Origin of the sequence: Pseudomonas paraversuta (assembly GCF_904067025.1) — a bacterium.
Taxonomy (GTDB): Bacteria; Pseudomonadota; Gammaproteobacteria; order Pseudomonadales; family Pseudomonadaceae; genus Aquipseudomonas; species Aquipseudomonas paraversuta.
Window position 1 is genome coordinate 3,979,359 of record NZ_CAJFDA010000001.1, and the last position, 18,564, is coordinate 3,997,922.

Sequence of the window (18,564 nt, forward strand, 5' to 3'; positions counted from 1 at the left end):
TTGCTCGCGAGCTGTTTACCGGGGCGCGGAAGAGCTCGCGAGCAAGCTCGCTCCTACAGGGGGGTGCGGTTAATGCAGAATCTGATTCAGGAACATTTTGGTCCGGTCATTTTGCGGGTTGTCGAAGAAGTCGTTCGGAGCTGCCTGCTCGACGATTTCACCCTTGTCCATAAAGATCACGCGGTTAGCCACGGTACGGGCAAAGCCCATTTCATGGGTCACGCAGAGCATGGTCATGCCGTCTTCGGCCAGGCCGATCATGGTATCCAGCACCTCCTTGACCATCTCCGGATCGAGGGCTGAAGTCGGCTCATCGAACAACATGATTTTAGGCTTCATGCACAACGCCCGGGCAATCGCTACCCGCTGCTGCTGACCACCGGACAACTGCCCCGGAAACTTGTGCGCCTGCTCCGGAATCCGTACCCGCTCCAGATAATGCATGGCGATCTCTTCGGCCTGGCGCTTGGGCATCTTGCGCACCCACATCGGCGCCAGCGTGCAGTTCTGCAGGATGGTCAGGTGCGGGAACAAGTTGAAGTGCTGAAACACCATGCCAACCTCACGGCGCACCGTTTCGATCTGCTTGATGTCGTTGGTCAGCTCAACCCCATCAACCACGATACGCCCCTGCTGGTGCTCTTCGAGGCGGTTCAGGCAACGGATAGTGGTCGATTTGCCGGAACCGGAAGGCCCGCACAATACAATCCGCTCCCCGGGTTGCACGTTAAGGTTGATGTCCTTGAGCACGTGGAACTGGCCGTACCATTTATTGACGCCCTGCATTTGAATAATGCCTTCAGGGCTCGCAGGTTTCTTGATTGCTTCACTCATGTCGCACTCCTACCTAACGCTTGTGGCCAGTGTCCAGCTTGCGCTCCAGATGCATGGAGTAGCGGGACATACCAAAACAGAAAATCCAGAACACCAACGCCGCAAACACATAGCCTTCGGTGGCCATACCCAGCCAGGTCGGGTCGGCAGCAGCCTGTTTGACGCTGTTGAGCAGGTCGAACAGACCGATGATGATCACCAGGCTGGTGTCCTTGAACAGGGCGATAAAGGTGTTGACGATGCCGGGGATCACCAGCTTCAAGGCCTGGGGCAGAATGACCAGCCCCATGCTGCGCCAGTAACCCAGCCCCATCGCGGCGGCGGCTTCGTATTGCCCCTTGGGAATGGCCTGCAAACCACCACGCACCACTTCCGCGACATAGGCCGACTGGAACAGGATCACGCCAATCAAGGCCCGCAGCAGTTTGTCGAAGTTCATGCCTTCGGGCAGAAACAGCGGCAACATCACCGAAGACATGAACAGCACGGTGATCAATGGCACGCCGCGCCAGAACTCGATGAACGTCACGCACACCACGCGAATGGCCGGCATGTCCGAGCGTCTTCCCAGTGCCAGCAAAATCCCCAGCGGCAAAGCACCCGCGATGCCGACCGTGGCAATTACCAGGGTCAGCATCAGGCCGCCCCACTGGCTGGTGGCCACGTTGCTCAGCCCCCAGTAACCGCCATGCAGCAGGCTGTAAGCCAGCACCGGGTACAGCACCAAAAAGCCCAGACCGTAGATCGCCTTGTGCTTGAAGCGCGAGATAAACAACGGCGCCACACCGATCACGGCCAACCACACCGTCAGATCGACCCTCCAGCGCAGGTCGCGGGGGTAATAGCCGTACATGAACTGGCCGAAGCGCTGCTGAATGAAGACCCAGCAGGCGCCGTCCTTGGTGCAGTCGGCCCGGGTCGTGCCCACCCAATTGGCGTCAAAGATCGCCCAGCTCAGAAGCGGCGGCACGATCAACCAGATCAGGTAAAAGGCAAACAGCGTAAGCAAGGTGTTGAGCCAACTGGAAAACAGATTGGCCCGGGCCCAGGCGACGATGCCGATGCGGTTACCCGGCGGCGGCATGTCGGGTTTGAAAACATGAGTTGTCATAGTCCCGTCCTCATCGCTCGATCAGCGCAATGCGCGTGTTGTACCAATTCATCAGCAGCGAAATACTGATGCTGATGGCCAGGTAAACGCTCATGGTGATGGCGATGACTTCAATCGCTTGCCCGGTCTGGTTAAGCACCGTACCGGCAAACAGTGAAACCATTTCCGGATAACCGATACCTGCCGCCAGCGACGAGTTTTTCACCAGGTTGAGGTATTGGCTGGTGAGCGGCGGGATGATTACCCGCAGCGCCTGGGGAATGATCACCTTACGCAGCGTCGGCCCGGGGCGCAGGCCCAGCGAGCGCGCCGCTTCGGTCTGGCCATGGCTGACCGACTTGATCCCCGAGCGCACGATTTCGGCAATGAACGCCGCCGTGTAAACAGTCAACGCGATGGTCAGCGCCAGCAGCTCCGGAATCAGCACCCAGCCACCGACAAAGTTGAAGCCCTTGAGCTGCGGCATTTCCCAGTGCACCGGCGAGCCAAAGATCAGCATGCACAGCCCCGGAATCACCAGCAGCAGGCCCAGCCCGGCCCAGAACTTGTGGAACGGCACACCGGTCGCTTCAAACCGCTTGTTGGCCCAGCGTGCCATCAGCACCACTGCCACAATCGCCAGCAGCACGCTGACCACAAACGGCCAGAACCCGTCGGTGCCAATGGCCGCAGGCATGTTCAGGCCACGGCTACTCATATAGAAAGTGTCAGCAAAGTTATGGCTGTTACGTGGCCCCGGCATGGTCAGGAAGACCGCGAAGTACCAGAACAGGATTTGCAGCAAAGGCGGGATATTGCGGAACACCTCGACGTAAACCGTCGCCAGCTTGTTGATCATCCAGTTGGGGGACAACCTGGCAATACCGATGATAAAGCCGAGGATGGTCGCCAGGATCACACCTATTACCGACACCAGCAGCGTGTTCAGCAGGCCGATCACGAACACCCGGGCATAACTGTCCGACTCGGTGTAATCAATCAGATGCTGCGCAATACCAAACCCGGCACTGCGCTCAAGAAAGTCAAAACCCGAAGTGATACCCCGGTGTTGCAAGTTGGTCTGGGTATTGTTGAACAGATACCAGCCCATGAAGACCACCAACGCGACGGTGATGATCTGAAATAACCACGCACGCACACGTGGATCGCTGAGGCTGAGCCTCGGCTTGGGTGCGCCGACTTTAGTCTGCATGAAGTGCCCCTGAAAAAATGGATCAGAACGTCACCCGGTGGTTGGCCCACCGGGTGACAGGTCCATCAGCGCACAGGTGGTGCGTATTGGATGCCGCCGTTGTTCCACAAGGCATTCAGCCCGCGGTCGATGGCCAGAGGAGTGCTTTTGCCGAGGTTTTTCTCAAACACTTCGCCGTAGTTGCCGACCTGGCTGACGATCTGCACCACCCAGTCTTTTGGCAGTTTCAGGTCTTTGCCATATTCGCCGTCAGCACCCAGCAAGCGGGCAACATCGGGGTTCTTGGTGGATTTGGCTTCAGCCAGGACGTTTTTCGAGGTGATGCCGGCTTCTTCAGCGTTGAGCATGGCGAACAGGGTCCACTTGACGATGCTGAACCAGTCCTCGTCACCCTTGCGAACCACAGGGCCCAGGGGCTCCTTGGAGATGGTTTCCGGCAACACCACGTAGTCATTCGGGTTCGCCAGCTTGCTGCGCTGTGCATATAGCTGCGATTTGTCGGAGGTCAGCACGTCGCAACGCCCGCTTTCCAGCGACTTGGCGCTTTCGTCGGAGGTGTCGAAGGTGATCGGAGTGTATTTCAGGTTATTGGCGCGGAAGTAATCCGACACGTTGAGCTCAGTGGTAGTACCGGCCTGGATGCAAATGGTTGCACCGTCCAGTTCCTTGGCACTTTTTACCCCCAGCTTGTTATTGACCAGAAAGCCGACGCCGTCGTAATAGGTAACCCCGGCAAACACCATGCCCATGCCCGCATCACGGGAGCTGGTCCAGGTGGTGTTGCGCGACAGCACATCGACTTCGCCCGATTGCAGCGCGGTGAAACGCTCCTTGGCGTTCAACTGGCTGAACTTGACCTTGGTTGCATCGCCAAACACGGCGGCGGCCACTGCACGGCAGATGTCGGCATCGATCCCCAGAATCTTGCCGTCTTTGTCAGGCACCGAAAAACCCGGCAAACCATCGCTGACGCCACACTGCACAAAACCCTTCTTTTTAACGCCATCGAGCGTCGCGCCTGCGTGAGCAAAACCGCTAACGCTCAACACGATGGCTGCGGTGGCCAAAGCCAGGGTGGATTTCAACTGCTTCATTCAAACCTCCAAGTACTGCTTTTGTTGTGTTTGAACAAGACCCGCCGCCCCCTTGTGAGGCGATGTTGACCCGTGTCGGCTTTTTATTGGGTCACGCGGCATAAGCCTTGAGCGATGGGTATATCGCACCAGCCTTCGAACCGAAGCGCTCCCTTGAGCTGTTGAATTCCATGTCTAACTTCAACCTCGGGCTTTTGCTGTCCCTCCATCGGCAGTAGCCTGTTAGTGTTACCGCCGAAGGTGAACGCATTAACGTCCCTGTCCACATAGCAAAGCGCGTACCACTCTGAAGCCTTGAACATTTCAGGTCGCATTTGCTGATAAAACGTTCAAGCAGGCGACATCTTCTGTAATTTCCTGACGAACACGCACCTTTGCCGCGCACCCAAGCCGCGCGCACGCACAACGATGGAGCAGCCATGACCGAACCCCTGTTTATCCAGCCCCAAAAGCCTGCAGATGCCTGTGTTATCTGGCTCCACGGCCTGGGCGCCGACCGTTATGACTTCATGCCGGTGGCCGAGATGCTGCAAGAGAAGTTATTGACCACCCGCTTTGTTTTGCCCCAGGCCCCCACCCGCGCGGTGACGATCAATGGCGGTTATGCCATGCCCAGCTGGTACGACATCAAGGCCATGAGCCCGGCGCGTTCCATCAGCGAAGAAGAGCTGGAAGAGTCCGCGGCAACCGTCCTCAGCTTGATCGAAGATCAGAAAAGGGCCGGAATAGACGCCAGCCGGATTTTCCTCGCCGGATTTTCCCAGGGCGGCGCCGTGGTCTATCACACCGCCTATGTGAGATATGAAGGTGCACTGGGTGGCGTACTTGCCCTCTCCACCTATGCCCCGACCTTCACTGACGTGCTGCCGTTATCCGCCAGTCAGCAACGGATCCCGGCCCTGTGCCTGCATGGCCAGTACGACGAAGTGGTGCAAAACGCCATGGGCCGTACGGCCTATGAGCGATTGAAGGCTGCGGGTGTGGCCGTAACATGGCAGGAATACCCAATGGGTCATGAAGTGTTACCCAAAGAGATCAGCGACATCGGTGCCTGGCTGGCCAAACATCTGGGCTAAAACCGAAACATCCTGTCGTTCACTACGCCGAGCACGCGACTTGCATTACACTGCCCGGCGTACACTCCTTAACCAACTGATGAGATGACCGTGCTCAAAGCACTCAAAAAAATATTCGGTAAAAGCGAGGCTGAGCCACTCGCATCAGCTTCAGTGACACCTTCGAGCACCACCAGCCCGCGCACCGACGCGCAACAGCCTGGCCGCTCTGCCCCTGCTCAAGCCTCGGTGGACACTCCCGACGTACAGCCCGCTCCTGAACCGGTTCAGATCGAACAACCCAAAGTTGCAAAACCACGGCGTGAAGCGGCCCCCAAGCCGCCGGTCACTCCCTGGAAACTCGAAGACTTCGTGGTCGAGCCACAAGAAGGCAAAGTCCGTTTTCACGACTTCAAGCTCGCCCCGGAGCTGATGCACGCCATTCAAGACCTGGGTTTTCCGTACTGCACCCCGATTCAGGCTGGCGTACTGGGCTATACCCTCAGCGGCCGTGACGCCATCGGTCGCGCCCAGACCGGTACCGGCAAAACTGCCGCGTTCCTGATTTCGATCATCAGCCAGCTGACCCAGACCCCGCCGCCCAAAGAACGCTACATGGGCGAGCCGCGCGCACTGATCATTGCGCCGACCCGCGAGCTGGTGGTGCAAATCGCCAAAGACGCAGCCGACCTGACCAAGTACACCGACCTCAATGTCATGACATTCGTCGGCGGCATGGACTTCGACAAGCAGCTGAAACAGCTCGAAGCCCGCCATTGCGACATTCTGGTAGCCACCCCGGGCCGTCTGCTGGACTTCAACCAGCGCGGCGAAGTGCATCTGGACATGGTCGAAGTCATGGTGCTCGACGAAGCCGACCGCATGCTTGATATGGGTTTTATCCCGCAAGTACGCCAGATCATTCGCCAGACCCCACCGAAAGCCGAGCGCCAGACGCTGCTGTTCTCTGCGACCTTTACCGAGGACGTGATGAACCTGGCCAAGCAATGGACCACCGACCCGGCCATTGTCGAAATCGAAGCGCTCAACGTCGCCAGCGACATGGTGGAGCAACACGTTTACGCGGTTGCCGGGGCAGACAAGTACAAGTTGCTGTTCAACCTGGTGAACGACAACGGTTGGGAGCGGGTCATCGTCTTCGCCAACCGCAAGGATGAAGTGCGCCGCATCGAAGAACGCCTGGTGCGTGACGGCATCAACGCCGCGCAACTGTCGGGTGACGTGCCGCAGCACAAACGCATCAAGACCCTCGAAGGTTTCCGCGAAGGCAAGATCCGCGTACTGGTGGCCACCGATGTGGCAGGACGCGGGATTCACATCGACGGTATCAGTCACGTAATCAACTTCACCCTGCCCGAAGTGCCGGACGACTACGTGCACCGCATTGGCCGTACTGGCCGGGCGGGCGCCAGCGGCGTCTCGATCAGTTTTGCCGGTGAAGACGACTCCTATCAGTTGCCGTCGATCGAAGCCTTGCTGGGCAAAAAAATCAGCTGCGAAACACCGCCGACTGAATTGCTGCGACCTGTAGTACGGGCCGTGCGCAAGCCCCATGATCCGACTGTAACGGCCTGATCATCTCCCTCTGGGGCGAGCTGGCTCGCGAGCTTTTAACGGCTCGTAAGCAAGCTCGCTCCCAAGGGGTATTATTTCTTCCAGCGGTCCGCTGCTTCCTCATCGCTCACGCGACCTTCGACCCAACGCGGTCCATCGCCGGTCTGTTCTTTCTTCCAGAACGGTGCCCGGGTTTTCAGGTAGTCCATGACAAAGGCGCAGGCATCGAATGCGGCCTGACGATGGGCGCTGGCAACACCGACAAAGACTATCGGCTCCCCCGGTTCAAGCGCGCCAACCCGGTGCAGCACTTCAAGCCTGAGTAGCGGCCAGCGTTGTTCGGCCTCCAGGACGATCTTGTCCAGGGCTTTTTCGGTCATACCCGGATAGTGCTCCAGAAACATCCCCGCCACATCGCGCCCGTCGTTGAAGTCGCGCACATAGCCGACAAAACTCACCACCGCGCCCACCCCCAGGTTGGCCGCGTGCAGCGCATTGACCTGCGCCCCCGGATCAAAGGCTGCCGCTTGCACCCTAACGGTCATCTTCAGCCTCCTGTCACGGGCGGGAAAAACGCCACTTCGTCGCCGTCCGCCAAGGGCTCGTCAGGCTTGCACAGCTCTTCATTGCGCGCGCACATCAGGTTGGGCTCGGCCAATACTTGCCAGGCTCCGCCGCGCTGCACCAGGTGCCCGCGTAACTGCTCAATGGAGGTGAACGGGCCTTCGACAGCTTCGCCATCCAGCCCCAGGGCTTCGCGGTAACGGGCAAAGAACATCACCTTTAGCTTCATGAGGCATCAGCCTGAAAGTGCCCGCTCTTGCCACCGAGCTTTTCAAGCACGCGTACGCTTTCGATGCTCATGCCGCGGTCGACAGCCTTGCACATGTCATAAATAGTCAGGGCCGCGACGCTGGCGGCGGTCAGAGCCTCCATCTCGACGCCGGTCTGCCCCGACAGTTTGCAGCGCGCCACGATCAGTACTGCATCGCTGCCCTGGGCACTGAGTTCAACCTTGACGCTGGTGAGCATCAGCGGATGGCACAACGGGATCAAATCCGAGGTTTTTTTCGCGGCCTGGATTCCGGCGATCCGCGCCACGGCAAAAACATCGCCCTTGGGGTGACCGCCGCTGACGATCATTGCCAGGGTTTCAGGGCGCATGCGCACCACCGCTTGTGCCGTCGCTTCACGGGATGTCACGGCTTTATCGGTGACATCGACCATGTTCGCGCGGCCTTGGGAATCCAGATGAGTCAGCACAGGGGAGTACTCCAGAGGGGAGCCGCGATTGTAAACCCGGGGCCCGGCTCAAGGCCATCGACCCCGCGAATACCGCGTATCAGAACATCGAATTGGCCACCTGCGCGTCTTGGCCGTACAACGGTTGAAACTTTGGAGACCGTACTCATGCCACTATTTATTGCCATTGCGCTGAGCCTGCTGGCGGGCGTTGCGGTGCCCTTGCAGGCCGCCAGCAATGCCCGGCTGGGGATGACGCTGGGACATCCATTCTGGGCCACCGTCATTTCATTGCTGGTCAGCAGTGTCGCCATTGCGCTGGTGATGCTTATCGTCAAAGTCCCGCGCCCCCACCTTGGCGCCTTGCTGAGCGGCCCCTGGTGGATCTGGCTCGGCGGCCTGGCCGGCGTGTTCTACATCACCGTCGCGCTGATCAGCGTACCGCGCCTGGGTGCACTCAATTTCATCATGGCAGTGGTGCTGGGCCAGTTGATTATTTCCCTGGTGATTGATTACTTCGGCTTGCTCGGACTACCAAAGAACACTCCGGGCCTGCAGAAAATCCTCGGGGTGAGCGTAGTGCTGGCGGGGTTTGTCATCGCCTCACGGGGCTGACGGAATGATTCAACTGTCTCAACTGCCTCAACCACCAAAACTGCTCCAAATGCCAACACTGCCAAAACTGTAGGAGCGAGCTTGCTCGCGAGCTCTTCAAGATCAAAAGCTCGCGAGCAAGCTCGCTCCTACAGATCGAAAGATCGAAAGATCGAAAGATCGGGAGATCGGGAGATCGGGAGAACAGGAGATCGAAAGATCGAGAGATCAGAGGATCAGGCGCTCACCTGCCTGACCAGTTCGCGCAACCAGCGATGGGCCGGGTCCTGGTTAAAACGGTTATGCCAGGCCTGCACATAGTTGAACGGGGCAACCGTCAGCGGCGGCGCCATTGCCACCAGGGTGTCGCCAAACGGCACGTTGGTCAGGGTGCGGGTGGCCACGGTGAGGATCAGGTCGGTATCGGCAATCATCCCGGGGGCCGTGCCCCAATGAGGCACGTTGACCGCCACCCGACGTTTTAAACCCCGGGCCCGCAGGACGTTATCGACCTCTCCCCGGGTGTTGCCGTCCATCGACACCAGCAGGTGCGGGCGCGCCAGGTAGCTGTCCAGATCAAGCACACCATTTTCAGGGAGAGAACGGCGGTCGAGCAGGCAGGTAAAGGTTTCTTCAAACAGCACCTCAGTGCAGATATCCGCCCCCGGAGCGGGAAACACACCGATGGCCAGGTCGATCCTGCCCTGCCCCACTTGCTCAAGCATGCCAAGGCGGCTGTCCTGGATTACCACCAGCGAGGTGCCCGGCGCCTGCGCCCTGAGTTGCACCAGCAATTTTGGCAGCACGATCGCGGCCCCGTAATCGGACATGGCTATGCGCAAGGTACGTTGCGAGTCTGCCGGCACAAAGTCGATGGACTGGCCGAGCAAGGTTTCAATCTGCCCCAGGATCTCCTTGAGTGGCGCCTGAAGGTTTTGCGCCAACGCACTGAGCACCACCTCGTTGCCCTGGCGAATCAGCAACGGATCATCGAGCAACACCCTGAGTTTATTCAGCGAGTGGCTGATGGCGGGCTGACTCAAATGCAAACGGACTCCGGTACGGGTCACGTGTTTTTCAGTCAGCAGCGCATCGAGCACCACCAACAAATTCAAATCGATATTACGCAATAACACCCGACTCTCCTGTCTTGGCCAACTCCTGGGAGCGCTGCATGCCTGAACCCGAACAACACACTGCAACAGCGCGTAAGCCGAGCAAGCTTACCTCAGGCTACTGAAGCAGGAGCGAGCTTGCTCGCGAGCTGTTCAAAAGCTCGCGAGCAAACTCGCTCCTACAGGTTTATTGCCGGGTTAACTCAGAGGTGAGATTCGGCGTACTCGGCCAGAATCGAACGCGGTACCCCTTGCAGGGCGATGTGCACACCGTTGGGGAAGTCCTTGAAACGCTCCGTCAGGTAGGTCAGCCCCGAACTGGTGGCCGACAGGTAAGGCGTATCGATCTGCGCCAGGTTGCCCAGGCACACCACTTTCGAACCTGCGCCCGCACGGGTGATGATGGTTTTCATCTGGTGCGGTGTCAGGTTCTGGCACTCGTCAATCAGGATCAGGCTTTGCTGGAAGCTGCGGCCACGGATGTAGTTCAGGGATTTGAACTGCAACGGCACCTTGCTCAGGATGTAATCAACGCTGCCATGGGTGTTTTCGTCCTCCATATGCAAGGCTTCAAGGTTATCGGTGATGGCCCCCAGCCAGGGTTCCATTTTCTCGGCTTCGGTGCCCGGCAAGAAGCCGATTTCCTGATCCAGCCCTTGCACGCTGCGGGTACAGATAATGCGCCGGTAGCGCTTGCTGACCATGGTTTGTTCGATGGCGGCGGCCAGCGCCAGAATGGTTTTCCCCGAACCCGCCGCACCCGACAGGTTGACCAGATGAATGTCCGGATCAAGCAAGGCAAACAGCGCCAGCGCCTGATAGATATCCCGCGGTTTGAGCCCCCACGCTTCCTGATGCAGCAGCGGCTCCTGATGCAGGTCGAGAATCAGCAGGTGGTCCTTGCGGATCTCTTTGATCCAGCCGACAAAACCCTGTTCATCAATGATGAACTCGTTGATATGCACGGCCGGCAGGTTGTCGATCAACTGCACCTGATGCCAGGTACGGCCATGGCCCTGACGGGTTTCGACTTTGCTGACCCGGTCCCAGAACGAGCCCGTCATGGTGTGATAGCCACGGGGCAGCAGCGCCACGTCGTCAACCAGCTGGTCAGTGCTGTAGTCCTCGGAGGCGATCCCGCACGCCCGGGCCTTGAGGCGCATGTTGATGTCTTTGGTCACCAGCACCACACGCCGCGCAGGGTCACGGGTATGCAGATCGATCAGCTGGTTGATGATGATGTTGTCGTTGAGGTTTTCAGGCAGTAGCGCGTTGGGCTCCCGGCGCTTGTTCATCAGAATCGATAAAAAGCCTTTGGGACCGCTTTTGCCCCGCAGAATAGGTACGCCCAACTCGACGTCTTCGGGAGAAGACGCGCCCAGTGTCTGATCAATCAGACGGATCGCCTGGCGACACTCCGCAGCCACCAGTAATTTGCCGGTTTTGAGTTTGTCGAGCTCTTCGAGCACCGTCATCGGGATGGTGACGTGGTGTTCCTCGAAGTTAAGCAATGCGTTTGGATCGTGAATCAGAACATTGGTATCGAGCACATAAAGGATTGGCTGGTTGGAAGAAGGAGTGCGTCCGTGATCATCCATACTCGGTCACCTTTGTGGGAGCCATTCGACGCAATACCTCAACAGTGCTGCGCCTCGAAGTGACTGCCGAACTCATCTGATGCGTTCAGATGAATACCCTTCCCGATGGGTCCTGGAAGACGCCACCTGTGGTGCAGGTTTCGGCGGTCTGTCTTCGTAATACTCCTAAACGTGTGACAAAAAAAAGGATTTTTAACGAATAAGGAATTTATTTTTCAGACTGACGAATAGCCTTGGCGGATGCCCGAAGCGCAGCTAGAGTCAGAGGTCTATATGTAATCTTTTGTTACCCCAGCCCCGCAGGAACGAGCTGTTTGAAAAGCTCGTTCCTACATAGCCTTCGCGCAATCCTCCCAGCCAAGCCCGCTCTGCGCCGTCGCCTTCAATAGCCAGGGCACTGCACTGCGCACCTTGTCCTGGGTATCGTGAAAGACAATAACCCCATGGCGCCACAGCAGCATCAGGCTCAACACCCGTTGCGCCGACTGTTCGGCGGTCAGGCTGGCAGCCAGGTCCCGGGAATCAATGTCCCATAGCGCCACTTTCAAGCCTTGTGCCCCAAAGAACCCGGCGCTGTCCGCCCGACGCTGCCCATAAGGCGGACGAAACAGGGGAACGTAGTTCTGCGGCAGCACTTGCCTGACCAACGCCACACTGCGCAAGATCGAACCCTGCCAGTCTTGCCAATGGCTATGGGAACGATACTCCCAGCCCTGCACGCCCACGCATTGCCCCTTGTACAGCGCTTGCACTGCCGCTTCCGAGCTTTTATCGAGTCGCCCTTGCAGACCGTTGCCCAAGACAAAGAAAGTGGCACTGATGGACTGCTTGCGCAGATAGTCGGTCAACCAGTCCGTGTTGCCCGGCAACTGTGTCGGACCGCTGTCAAAGGTCAGCATGAACAGCCGGTCATTCATCTCGTCGCCGTTGAATTCCTGATCGCCAAACAGACCGATTTCGCTGCTGATTTGCGGGAACAGTGCCGCCAGGCGCAATTGCTCATCCAGATAGCGCCGGTGAAACTCGCGACTCGGCCCGGCCCAGGCGGCATAAAACGAATCATCGGCGACTTCGAACTTGCCGGCCTGCTCACGCAAACTGGCCATGTCGTCGACGTAATAACAAAACGATGCGTCCTGGTCGCAGCTTTGCTGGGCAAAATCATAATTGGCCAGCAGCCGCAGCCACATCCTGCGCCGAACGCCATCAATCTCGTCGATGTTGATGATTTTCAGATTCAGGCGCTGCTTCAGGGCGTCGTCATCAAGTGCCTCGCTGGTCAGCAATTCACGGGCGAAGGTCAGGATTTCGGCACGCGAGGCCACATCGAACAAGGCCGGGCTGAGCAATTGTTCGGGCCAGGTGCTGCGGTCCAGCGTCGCGGGTTCATTGGTTGCGGCGACAGCCCCCGAACCCAGCAGCCAGGCGCAGAAAAAAAGAGCAATGCGCACGGATCAGTTCCCCTTTAAATAACTGCCAGCACTATAACCGCACCGTAGTCCCTGACGAGGCACGAGGTTGCGAAAGGATTTGCTGAGGCTGCTTCGACCCTTGTTGCAACCTCGTACCTTGTCAGCGACGAGGGCTTTCTATCACCACCATAGGTGGAGTCAAAACCCGCCAGCGCCTAGAATCGCCCGACGCTAAAAGGAGACGACCCCATGCTGATGGTGATTTCACCCGCCAAAACCCTCGATTACCAGACGCCGCCGGCCACTGCGCGGTTCACTCTGCCGCAATACCTGGACCACTCCCAGGAGTTGATCGAGCAATTGCGCGAGCTGAGCCCGCAACAGATTGGCGAACTGATGCATCTATCCGACAAGCTGTCGGGCCTCAACGCCGCCCGTTTCGGTAGCTGGACACCGGCCTTCACCCCGGAAAACGCCAAGCAGGCGCTGCTGGCCTTCAAGGGCGACGTGTACACCGGCCTCAACGCCGTGGACTTCAGTGAAGCCGACTTTGACTACGCCCAGACTCATCTGCGCATGCTCTCGGGCCTGTACGGCCTGCTGCGCCCACTGGACCTGATGATGCCGTACCGCCTGGAAATGGGCACCAAGCTGGCCAATGCCCGGGGCAAGGATCTTTACGCGTTCTGGGGCACGCGCATCAGTGAATGGCTGAACGAGGCTCTGGCCGAACAGGGCGATGACGTGCTGCTCAACCTGGCGTCCAACGAGTACTTCTCGGCGGTCAAAAAACCGGCCCTGAACGCGCGCATCATCAACACCGAATTCAAAGACCTGAAAAACGGTCAGCACAAAATCATCAGCTTCTATGCGAAAAAAGCCCGGGGCATGATGAGCCGCTTTGTGATCAAGGAGCGGATCAATAACCCGGAACTGCTCAAGCAGTTCGATGAGCAGGGCTATCGCTACAGCGCCGAGCAGTCAAAACCTGACCTGCTGGTCTTCTTGCGTGATCACGCCCCCGAGTAACCCCCGCCCTTATGACGCAGCTCTGCCCCACAGAGCATGCGTCGCGCTGTAAAAATCCTGTCTCTGTGCTCCATGAACTTAAATTCACTCGACAACGGTGAATTTTTTTCGTAATGGCACCCTGTTTTTTGTCCGGTAATGGCACTTAACTATTAGCCACAACTAACTACCCGTAATTAAAGGGCCAAACCTCAAGTGCCATCAATATGAGACCAGTGCCATCTTTTTCGTAAATGTTCATATTCCGAGAAAACGCGATCAACGGATTGGAACTATGTCCATAAGCGCCGCTCAGAGAACCCGTAACATTTATTACAAGGATTGTAGGATATGACTTACAACCAAGGCTCCAACTTCGAAGGTATATACGACTGAAGTAAGCGTGATAAAGATGAGCGTCACCCCTCATCACGAGCGGCATTAAATCGTTTAAAAACCAACGATTTACAGACGATCATCGACAATACACGGCTACCCCCTTCACCCGGCACGCCTTGCAGTAAATCATCAGTTGACTGCCATTCGCACAACTTAAAAAAGTTTGAACATTAACAATGCCGATTCCTGGCGTTGCGGACTTTATTCGCCGTAATTCCTGGCTCGCCCACACTTTAGATGACAGAGGTATACGCGATGCGCATTAGCATATTTGGTTTGGGTTACGTCGGTGCCGTGTGCGCCGGTTGCCTCTCTGCACGTGGCCACGAAGTTATCGGAGTGGATATTTCCCAGGATAAAATCGACCTGATCAACCTCGGCAAGTCGCCCATCGTTGAACCCGGCTTGGGCGAACTGCTGGCCCGGGGCATCCAGACCGGCCGCCTGCGCGGTACTACCCATTTTGCCTCGGCGATTCGTGAAAGCGATCTGTCGATGATTTGCGTCGGCACGCCGAGCAAGAAAAACGGCGACCTGGAACTCAACTACATCGAAGCGGTGTGCCGTGAAATCGGCGCGGTGCTGCGTGACAAAACCTCGCGCCATACCATCGTGGTACGCAGCACCGTATTGCCGGGCACCGTGAAAAATGTCGTGATCCCGATCCTTGAGCAATGCTCGGGCAAAAAAGCCGGTATCGACTTCGGGGTCGCAGTAAACCCTGAGTTCCTGCGTGAAAGCACCGCCATCGCCGACTACGACCAGCCACCAATGACCGTGATCGGCGAACTCGACACCGCCTCCGGGGATGTGCTGCAGGCACTGTACGAAGAACTCGACGCCCCGATTATCCGCAAGGACATCGAAGTGGCCGAGATGATCAAGTACACCTGCAACGTGTGGCACGCCACCAAAGTGACCTTCGCCAACGAAATCGGCAACATCGCCAAAGCAGTCGGCGTGGATGGCCGCGAAGTGATGGACGTGGTGTGCCAGGACAAAACCCTCAACCTCTCGCAGTACTACATGCGCCCCGGCTTTGCCTTCGGCGGCTCGTGCCTGCCCAAGGATGTCCGTGCACTGACCTTCCGCGCCGGCTCCCTGGACGTTGCAGCACCGTTGCTCAACTCACTGATGCGCAGCAACGAATCACAAGTACAGAACGCCTTCGACATCGTCGCCAGCCACGACAAACGCAAAGTCGCCCTGCTCGGTCTGAGCTTCAAGGCCGGTACCGATGACCTGCGTGAAAGCCCGCTGGTTGAACTGGCCGAAATGCTGATCGGCAAGGGGTTCGAGTTGAGCATCTACGACACCAACGTCGAATACGCCCGCGTTCATGGTTCGAACAAAGACTACATCGAATCGAAAATCCCCCACGTCTCGTCCCTGCTCAACTCGGACTTTGACGCAGTGATCAACAACAGCGACCTGATCATCCTGGGTAACCGCGACGAAAAATTCCGCGCCCTGGCGCAAAACGCCCCCCACGGCAAACAAGTGATCGACCTGGTGGGCTTCATGTCCCGGGCCACCAGCGTAACCGGCCGCACTGAAGGCATCTGCTGGTAACAAACCGATATCCCCCCGCAGGAGCGAGCTTGCTCGCTCCTGCGGGGCCGCGCAGAACCCAAACGGATACTGATCATGCCCAGGCTTAAAAACGGCCTTCTCCAGGCCGCCGGTTGGCTGTTTTACCTGACACTGTTGATGGGTCTCGCCCTGGCGCTGCCGACATCGATCTTCGACGCCGAATCGAAAAGCTTTATTTTCCTGATTGGCGCCGTGGGTATCTGGCGCTACTCAATGGGTGCCACGCACTTCCTGCGCGGCATGCTGTTTTTATATGTGGTGTACCCGCACCTGCGGCGCAAAGTGCGCAAGCTGGGCACGTCTGCCGACCCCTCCCACGTGTTCCTGATGGTCACCAGTTTTCGCATCGACGCCCTGACCACCGCCCAGGTGTACAGCTCGGTGATTCGTGAAGCGATCGACTGCGGCCTGCCCACCACCATCGTCTGCTCGCTGGTCGAGATGTCCGATGAGTTGCTGGTCAAAAGCATGTGGCAACGCCTCAACCCGCCAGCCCGGGTCAAACTGGACTTCGTACGCATCGCCGGCACCGGCAAGCGCGATGGCCTGGCCTTTGGTTTTCGCGCCATCTCCCGCCATCTGCCGGATGACCGCGCAGTGGTTGCAGTGATTGACGGCGACACCGTGCTCGCCCCCGGCGTAGTACGCAAAACCGTGCCCTGGTTTCAGCTGTTCGGCAATGTCGGCGGCCTCACCACCAACGAATTCTGTGAAGTGCGCGGCGGCTACATCATGAGCGAATGGCACAAGCTGCGCTTCGCCCAGCGCCATATCAACATGTGCTCCATGGCCCTGTCCAAACGCGTACTGACCATGACCGGGCGCATGTCGGTGTTCCGCGCCAATGTAGTGACCGACCCGGCCTTTATCGCCGATGTGGAAAGCGACTCGCTGCAGCACTGGCGCCTGGGCCGCTTCAAGTTTTTGACCGGCGATGACAAGTCCAGCTGGTTCAGCCTGATGCGCCTGGGTTACGACACCTTCTACGTGCCGGACGCCGCCATCTACACCGTGGAACACCCGCCGGAAAAAAGCTTTATCAAGGCCAGCCGCAAACTGATGTTTCGCTGGTACGGCAACAACCTGCGCCAGAACGCCCGGGCCCTGGGCCTGGGGGTCAAACGCCTGGGCCTGTTCACCAGCCTGGTGCTGTTCGACCAGCGGGTATCGATGTGGACCTCTTTGCTGGGCCTGACCGCGGCGCTGATCGCCACGGCCCGATACGGCATCAGTTTCCTCATCGCCTACCTGCTGTGGATCGGTTTCACCCGCCTGATTCTGACCCTGTTACTCGCCTGCTCCGGGCACCGGATCGGCCCGGCCTACCCGCTGATTCTTTATTACAACCAGATCGTTGGCGCCCTGGTGAAAATCTACGTGTTCTTCCGCCTCGACCAGCAATCCTGGACCCGTCAGGACACCAAATTGACCCGTGATCTGGCCAGCTTTCAACGTTGGTTCAACACCTGGTCGTCCCGGACCATGACCTTCTCCGCCGGCAGCATCTTCGTCGCCGTGCTGTTGCTGATGGTCTGAACCGCTTCGATCGAATTAACCAGGAACAAGACCTTATGAACACTCAAGTAAACGCCAACGTTGTCCACGAATCTGAAGCCCAGCGTCAACATGCGCGGGTCAAAATCCCGGCCAGGCTGCACTTTTCCGGCGCCGATCGTACGCCGATGGAGGTCAAGCTGATTGACCTCTCGGCCGGGGGCCTGAGCTTCAACGCCGCCAACCAGACCTTCAAGGCCGGCGACCTGATCAAGGGGCGCTTACAGTTTGTGATCGACAACCTGGGCCTGACGATGGACGTCGACCTGCTGGTGCGCAACGCAGACCGCCAGACCGGTCGCGTCGGCTGCCAGTTCCAGAACCTCGACCTGCAAGACATTGCCACCTTGCGCCACCTCATCACCTCGCACCTGAGCGGCGACATCGTGACCATGGGCGAAGTCCTGGCCACCCTGCAGCGCGACAACTTCACCAAGGCGCGCAAGGTCAAGGACGGTGGCAGCGGCATGAGCCCATTCGGGCGGTTCAAAGCCGTCACCTTCAGCGCCGGGATTTTTGTCGTCGGCCTGCTGGCCTTCGGCTTCGTGGCCAAATCGGTCTACGGCCTGTACTTCGTGACCCACGCCCAGTCGGCACTGGTCAGCGTGCAGGGCCTGAACATCACCATGCCCCGCGACGGCACCGTGCAAAGCCTGATCAAGGATGACCAGCTGGCGGCCAACGGCGCGCCCCTGGCCACCTTCAGCACCAGCATGCTCGATGTGCTCAAGGGCCATCTGGACGAAAACCAGCTGCAACCCGAAAACATCGAAACCCTGTTCGGCAAGCAAATGACCGGCACCCTGACCTCGCCTTGTGACTGCGTGGTTGCCGAGCAACTGGTCGCCAACGGCCAGTACGCCAGCAAGGGCGACGTGATTTTCAAACTGGTACCGCGCAACAGTGAAGCCGACGTGGCAGCACGCTTCAGCTATCGCCAGTTTGGCAACGTACTGCCCGGCACCCGGGTCAACTTCCAGGTGGCCGGTGAAGACGCCGTGCGCAGCGGCAAGATCATCAGCAGCACCAGCCTGGACAGCGACAACCTGTCCTCGGACATCCGCGTGCAAATCAAGCCGGACGCCCCGCTCGACAGCGCCCTCACCGGCCGCCCGGTTGAAGTCAGCAGCGACCGGGGGCCGTCGCTGAACTGGCTGATCGACAAAGCCATGGCCGCGGGTCTTTAAC

17 protein-coding genes are annotated in these 18,564 nt (G+C 58.4%); 7 read left to right on the top strand and 10 right to left on the bottom strand.

Going from position 1 to position 18,564, the window contains the following annotated elements; all coding sequences use genetic code 11:
• Positions 1-69: 69 nt before the first annotated feature.
• The 4 genes from JQ848_RS18075 to JQ848_RS18090 all read right to left on the bottom strand — a co-directional run bounded on the left by JQ848_RS18075 (position 70) and on the right by JQ848_RS18090 (position 4,231).
• Positions 70-834, bottom strand: coding sequence for an amino acid ABC transporter ATP-binding protein (locus tag JQ848_RS18075; protein ID WP_003440122.1), 765 nt, complete (start codon positions 832-834; stop codon positions 70-72).
• A gap of 13 nt (positions 835-847) precedes the next feature.
• Positions 848-1,945 (bottom strand): amino acid ABC transporter permease, encoded by a 1,098-nt coding sequence (locus tag JQ848_RS18080; protein WP_003440119.1) that lies wholly within the window; start codon positions 1,943-1,945, stop codon positions 848-850.
• Between the two features lie 10 nt (positions 1,946-1,955).
• On the bottom strand, positions 1,956-3,137 hold the full coding sequence (locus JQ848_RS18085; RefSeq protein WP_003440117.1) for an amino acid ABC transporter permease: 1,182 nt from the start codon (positions 3,135-3,137) through the stop codon (positions 1,956-1,958).
• Positions 3,138-3,202: 65 nt separating this feature from the next.
• Positions 3,203-4,231 (bottom strand): amino acid ABC transporter substrate-binding protein, encoded by a 1,029-nt coding sequence (locus JQ848_RS18090; RefSeq protein ID WP_003440115.1) that lies wholly within the window; start codon positions 4,229-4,231, stop codon positions 3,203-3,205.
• A 419-nt stretch (positions 4,232-4,650) separates the two neighbouring features.
• Between JQ848_RS18090 and JQ848_RS18095 the strand changes: the two genes are divergently transcribed.
• Positions 4,651-5,307: an alpha/beta hydrolase gene (locus tag JQ848_RS18095; protein WP_003440112.1), complete on the top strand. Its 657-nt coding sequence runs from the start codon at positions 4,651-4,653 to the stop codon at positions 5,305-5,307.
• Between the two features lie 84 nt (positions 5,308-5,391).
• Positions 5,392-6,882 carry an ATP-dependent RNA helicase RhlB gene (gene rhlB, locus JQ848_RS18100; RefSeq protein ID WP_003440111.1) on the top strand — a complete coding sequence of 497 codons (1,491 nt, stop codon included), beginning with the start codon at positions 5,392-5,394 and terminating at the stop codon, positions 6,880-6,882.
• Between the two features lie 71 nt (positions 6,883-6,953).
• On the opposite strand, the gene moaE is transcribed toward rhlB, so the two are convergent.
• From moaE to moaC, 3 genes are read right to left on the bottom strand one after another with little or no spacing between them, the layout of a single operon-like run.
• Entirely contained in the window at positions 6,954-7,406 is a 453-nt protein-coding gene (moaE, locus tag JQ848_RS18105; RefSeq protein WP_003440110.1) for a molybdopterin synthase catalytic subunit MoaE, read from the bottom strand.
• A gap of 2 nt (positions 7,407-7,408) precedes the next feature.
• Positions 7,409-7,654, bottom strand: coding sequence for a MoaD/ThiS family protein (locus tag JQ848_RS18110; protein ID WP_003440108.1), 246 nt, complete (start codon positions 7,652-7,654; stop codon positions 7,409-7,411).
• Positions 7,651-8,124 carry a cyclic pyranopterin monophosphate synthase MoaC gene (gene moaC / locus JQ848_RS18115; RefSeq protein ID WP_010655998.1) on the bottom strand — a complete coding sequence of 158 codons (474 nt, stop codon included), beginning with the start codon at positions 8,122-8,124 and terminating at the stop codon, positions 7,651-7,653. The genes JQ848_RS18110 and moaC overlap by 4 nt, the downstream gene beginning before the upstream one ends.
• A gap of 147 nt (positions 8,125-8,271) precedes the next feature.
• Between moaC and JQ848_RS18120 the strand changes: the two genes are divergently transcribed.
• Positions 8,272-8,718 (top strand): DMT family transporter, encoded by a 447-nt coding sequence (locus tag JQ848_RS18120; protein WP_010655999.1) that lies wholly within the window; start codon positions 8,272-8,274, stop codon positions 8,716-8,718.
• 215 nt (positions 8,719-8,933) lie between these two features.
• Here JQ848_RS18120 and JQ848_RS18125 read toward each other — a convergent pair whose 3' ends face one another.
• From JQ848_RS18125 to JQ848_RS18135, 3 genes are all read right to left on the bottom strand, one after another.
• The gene (locus JQ848_RS18125) at positions 8,934-9,833 is read right to left on the bottom strand and encodes a LysR family transcriptional regulator (RefSeq protein ID WP_003440101.1); all 900 of its coding nucleotides are present in this window, start codon (positions 9,831-9,833) and stop codon (positions 8,934-8,936) included.
• Between the two features lie 182 nt (positions 9,834-10,015).
• Positions 10,016-11,410: a PhoH family protein gene (locus JQ848_RS18130; protein ID WP_003440099.1), complete on the bottom strand. Its 1,395-nt coding sequence runs from the start codon at positions 11,408-11,410 to the stop codon at positions 10,016-10,018.
• Positions 11,411-11,739: 329 nt separating this feature from the next.
• Positions 11,740-12,861, bottom strand: a complete 1,122-nt coding sequence (locus JQ848_RS18135; RefSeq protein ID WP_010656000.1) for a polysaccharide deacetylase family protein — start codon at positions 12,859-12,861, stop codon at positions 11,740-11,742.
• Between the two features lie 210 nt (positions 12,862-13,071).
• On the opposite strand from JQ848_RS18135, the gene yaaA reads away from it, so the two are divergent.
• The 4 genes from yaaA (at position 13,072) to JQ848_RS18155 (ending at position 18,563) form a co-directional block, all read left to right on the top strand.
• Entirely contained in the window at positions 13,072-13,851 is a 780-nt protein-coding gene (yaaA, locus tag JQ848_RS18140; RefSeq protein ID WP_003440096.1) for a peroxide stress protein YaaA, read from the top strand.
• A gap of 633 nt (positions 13,852-14,484) precedes the next feature.
• Complete coding sequence (locus JQ848_RS18145; RefSeq protein WP_010656001.1) at positions 14,485-15,801, top strand: nucleotide sugar dehydrogenase; 1,317 nt, start codon at positions 14,485-14,487, stop codon at positions 15,799-15,801.
• A 75-nt stretch (positions 15,802-15,876) separates the two neighbouring features.
• Positions 15,877-17,358 carry a mannuronan synthase gene (gene alg8 / locus JQ848_RS18150; RefSeq protein WP_408003738.1) on the top strand — a complete coding sequence of 494 codons (1,482 nt, stop codon included), beginning with the start codon at positions 15,877-15,879 and terminating at the stop codon, positions 17,356-17,358.
• 35 nt (positions 17,359-17,393) lie between these two features.
• Positions 17,394-18,563, top strand: coding sequence for an alginate biosynthesis protein Alg44 (locus JQ848_RS18155; RefSeq protein ID WP_161717964.1), 1,170 nt, complete (start codon positions 17,394-17,396; stop codon positions 18,561-18,563).
• The last annotated feature ends 1 nt before the right edge of the window (position 18,564 follow it).

Coding starts and splice junctions, on each gene's coding strand:
- JQ848_RS18090 (WP_003440115.1), bottom strand. CDS start 4,231: ATGAAGCAGTTGAAATCCACCCTGGCTTTGGCCACCGCAGCCATCGTG.
- JQ848_RS18130 (WP_003440099.1), bottom strand. CDS start 11,410: ATGGATGATCACGGACGCACTCCTTCTTCCAACCAGCCAATCCTTTAT.
- JQ848_RS18075 (WP_003440122.1), bottom strand. CDS start 834: ATGAGTGAAGCAATCAAGAAACCTGCGAGCCCTGAAGGCATTATTCAA.
- JQ848_RS18085 (WP_003440117.1), bottom strand. CDS start 3,137: ATGCAGACTAAAGTCGGCGCACCCAAGCCGAGGCTCAGCCTCAGCGAT.
- JQ848_RS18155 (WP_161717964.1), top strand. CDS start 17,394: ATGAACACTCAAGTAAACGCCAACGTTGTCCACGAATCTGAAGCCCAG.
- JQ848_RS18080 (WP_003440119.1), bottom strand. CDS start 1,945: ATGACAACTCATGTTTTCAAACCCGACATGCCGCCGCCGGGTAACCGC.
- JQ848_RS18095 (WP_003440112.1), top strand. CDS start 4,651: ATGACCGAACCCCTGTTTATCCAGCCCCAAAAGCCTGCAGATGCCTGT.
- JQ848_RS18110 (WP_003440108.1), bottom strand. CDS start 7,654: ATGAAGCTAAAGGTGATGTTCTTTGCCCGTTACCGCGAAGCCCTGGGG.
- alg8 (WP_408003738.1), top strand. CDS start 15,877: ATGCCCAGGCTTAAAAACGGCCTTCTCCAGGCCGCCGGTTGGCTGTTT.
- JQ848_RS18120 (WP_010655999.1), top strand. CDS start 8,272: ATGCCACTATTTATTGCCATTGCGCTGAGCCTGCTGGCGGGCGTTGCG.
- rhlB (WP_003440111.1), top strand. CDS start 5,392: ATGACCGTGCTCAAAGCACTCAAAAAAATATTCGGTAAAAGCGAGGCT.
- yaaA (WP_003440096.1), top strand. CDS start 13,072: ATGCTGATGGTGATTTCACCCGCCAAAACCCTCGATTACCAGACGCCG.
- moaE (WP_003440110.1), bottom strand. CDS start 7,406: ATGACCGTTAGGGTGCAAGCGGCAGCCTTTGATCCGGGGGCGCAGGTC.
- JQ848_RS18145 (WP_010656001.1), top strand. CDS start 14,485: ATGCGCATTAGCATATTTGGTTTGGGTTACGTCGGTGCCGTGTGCGCC.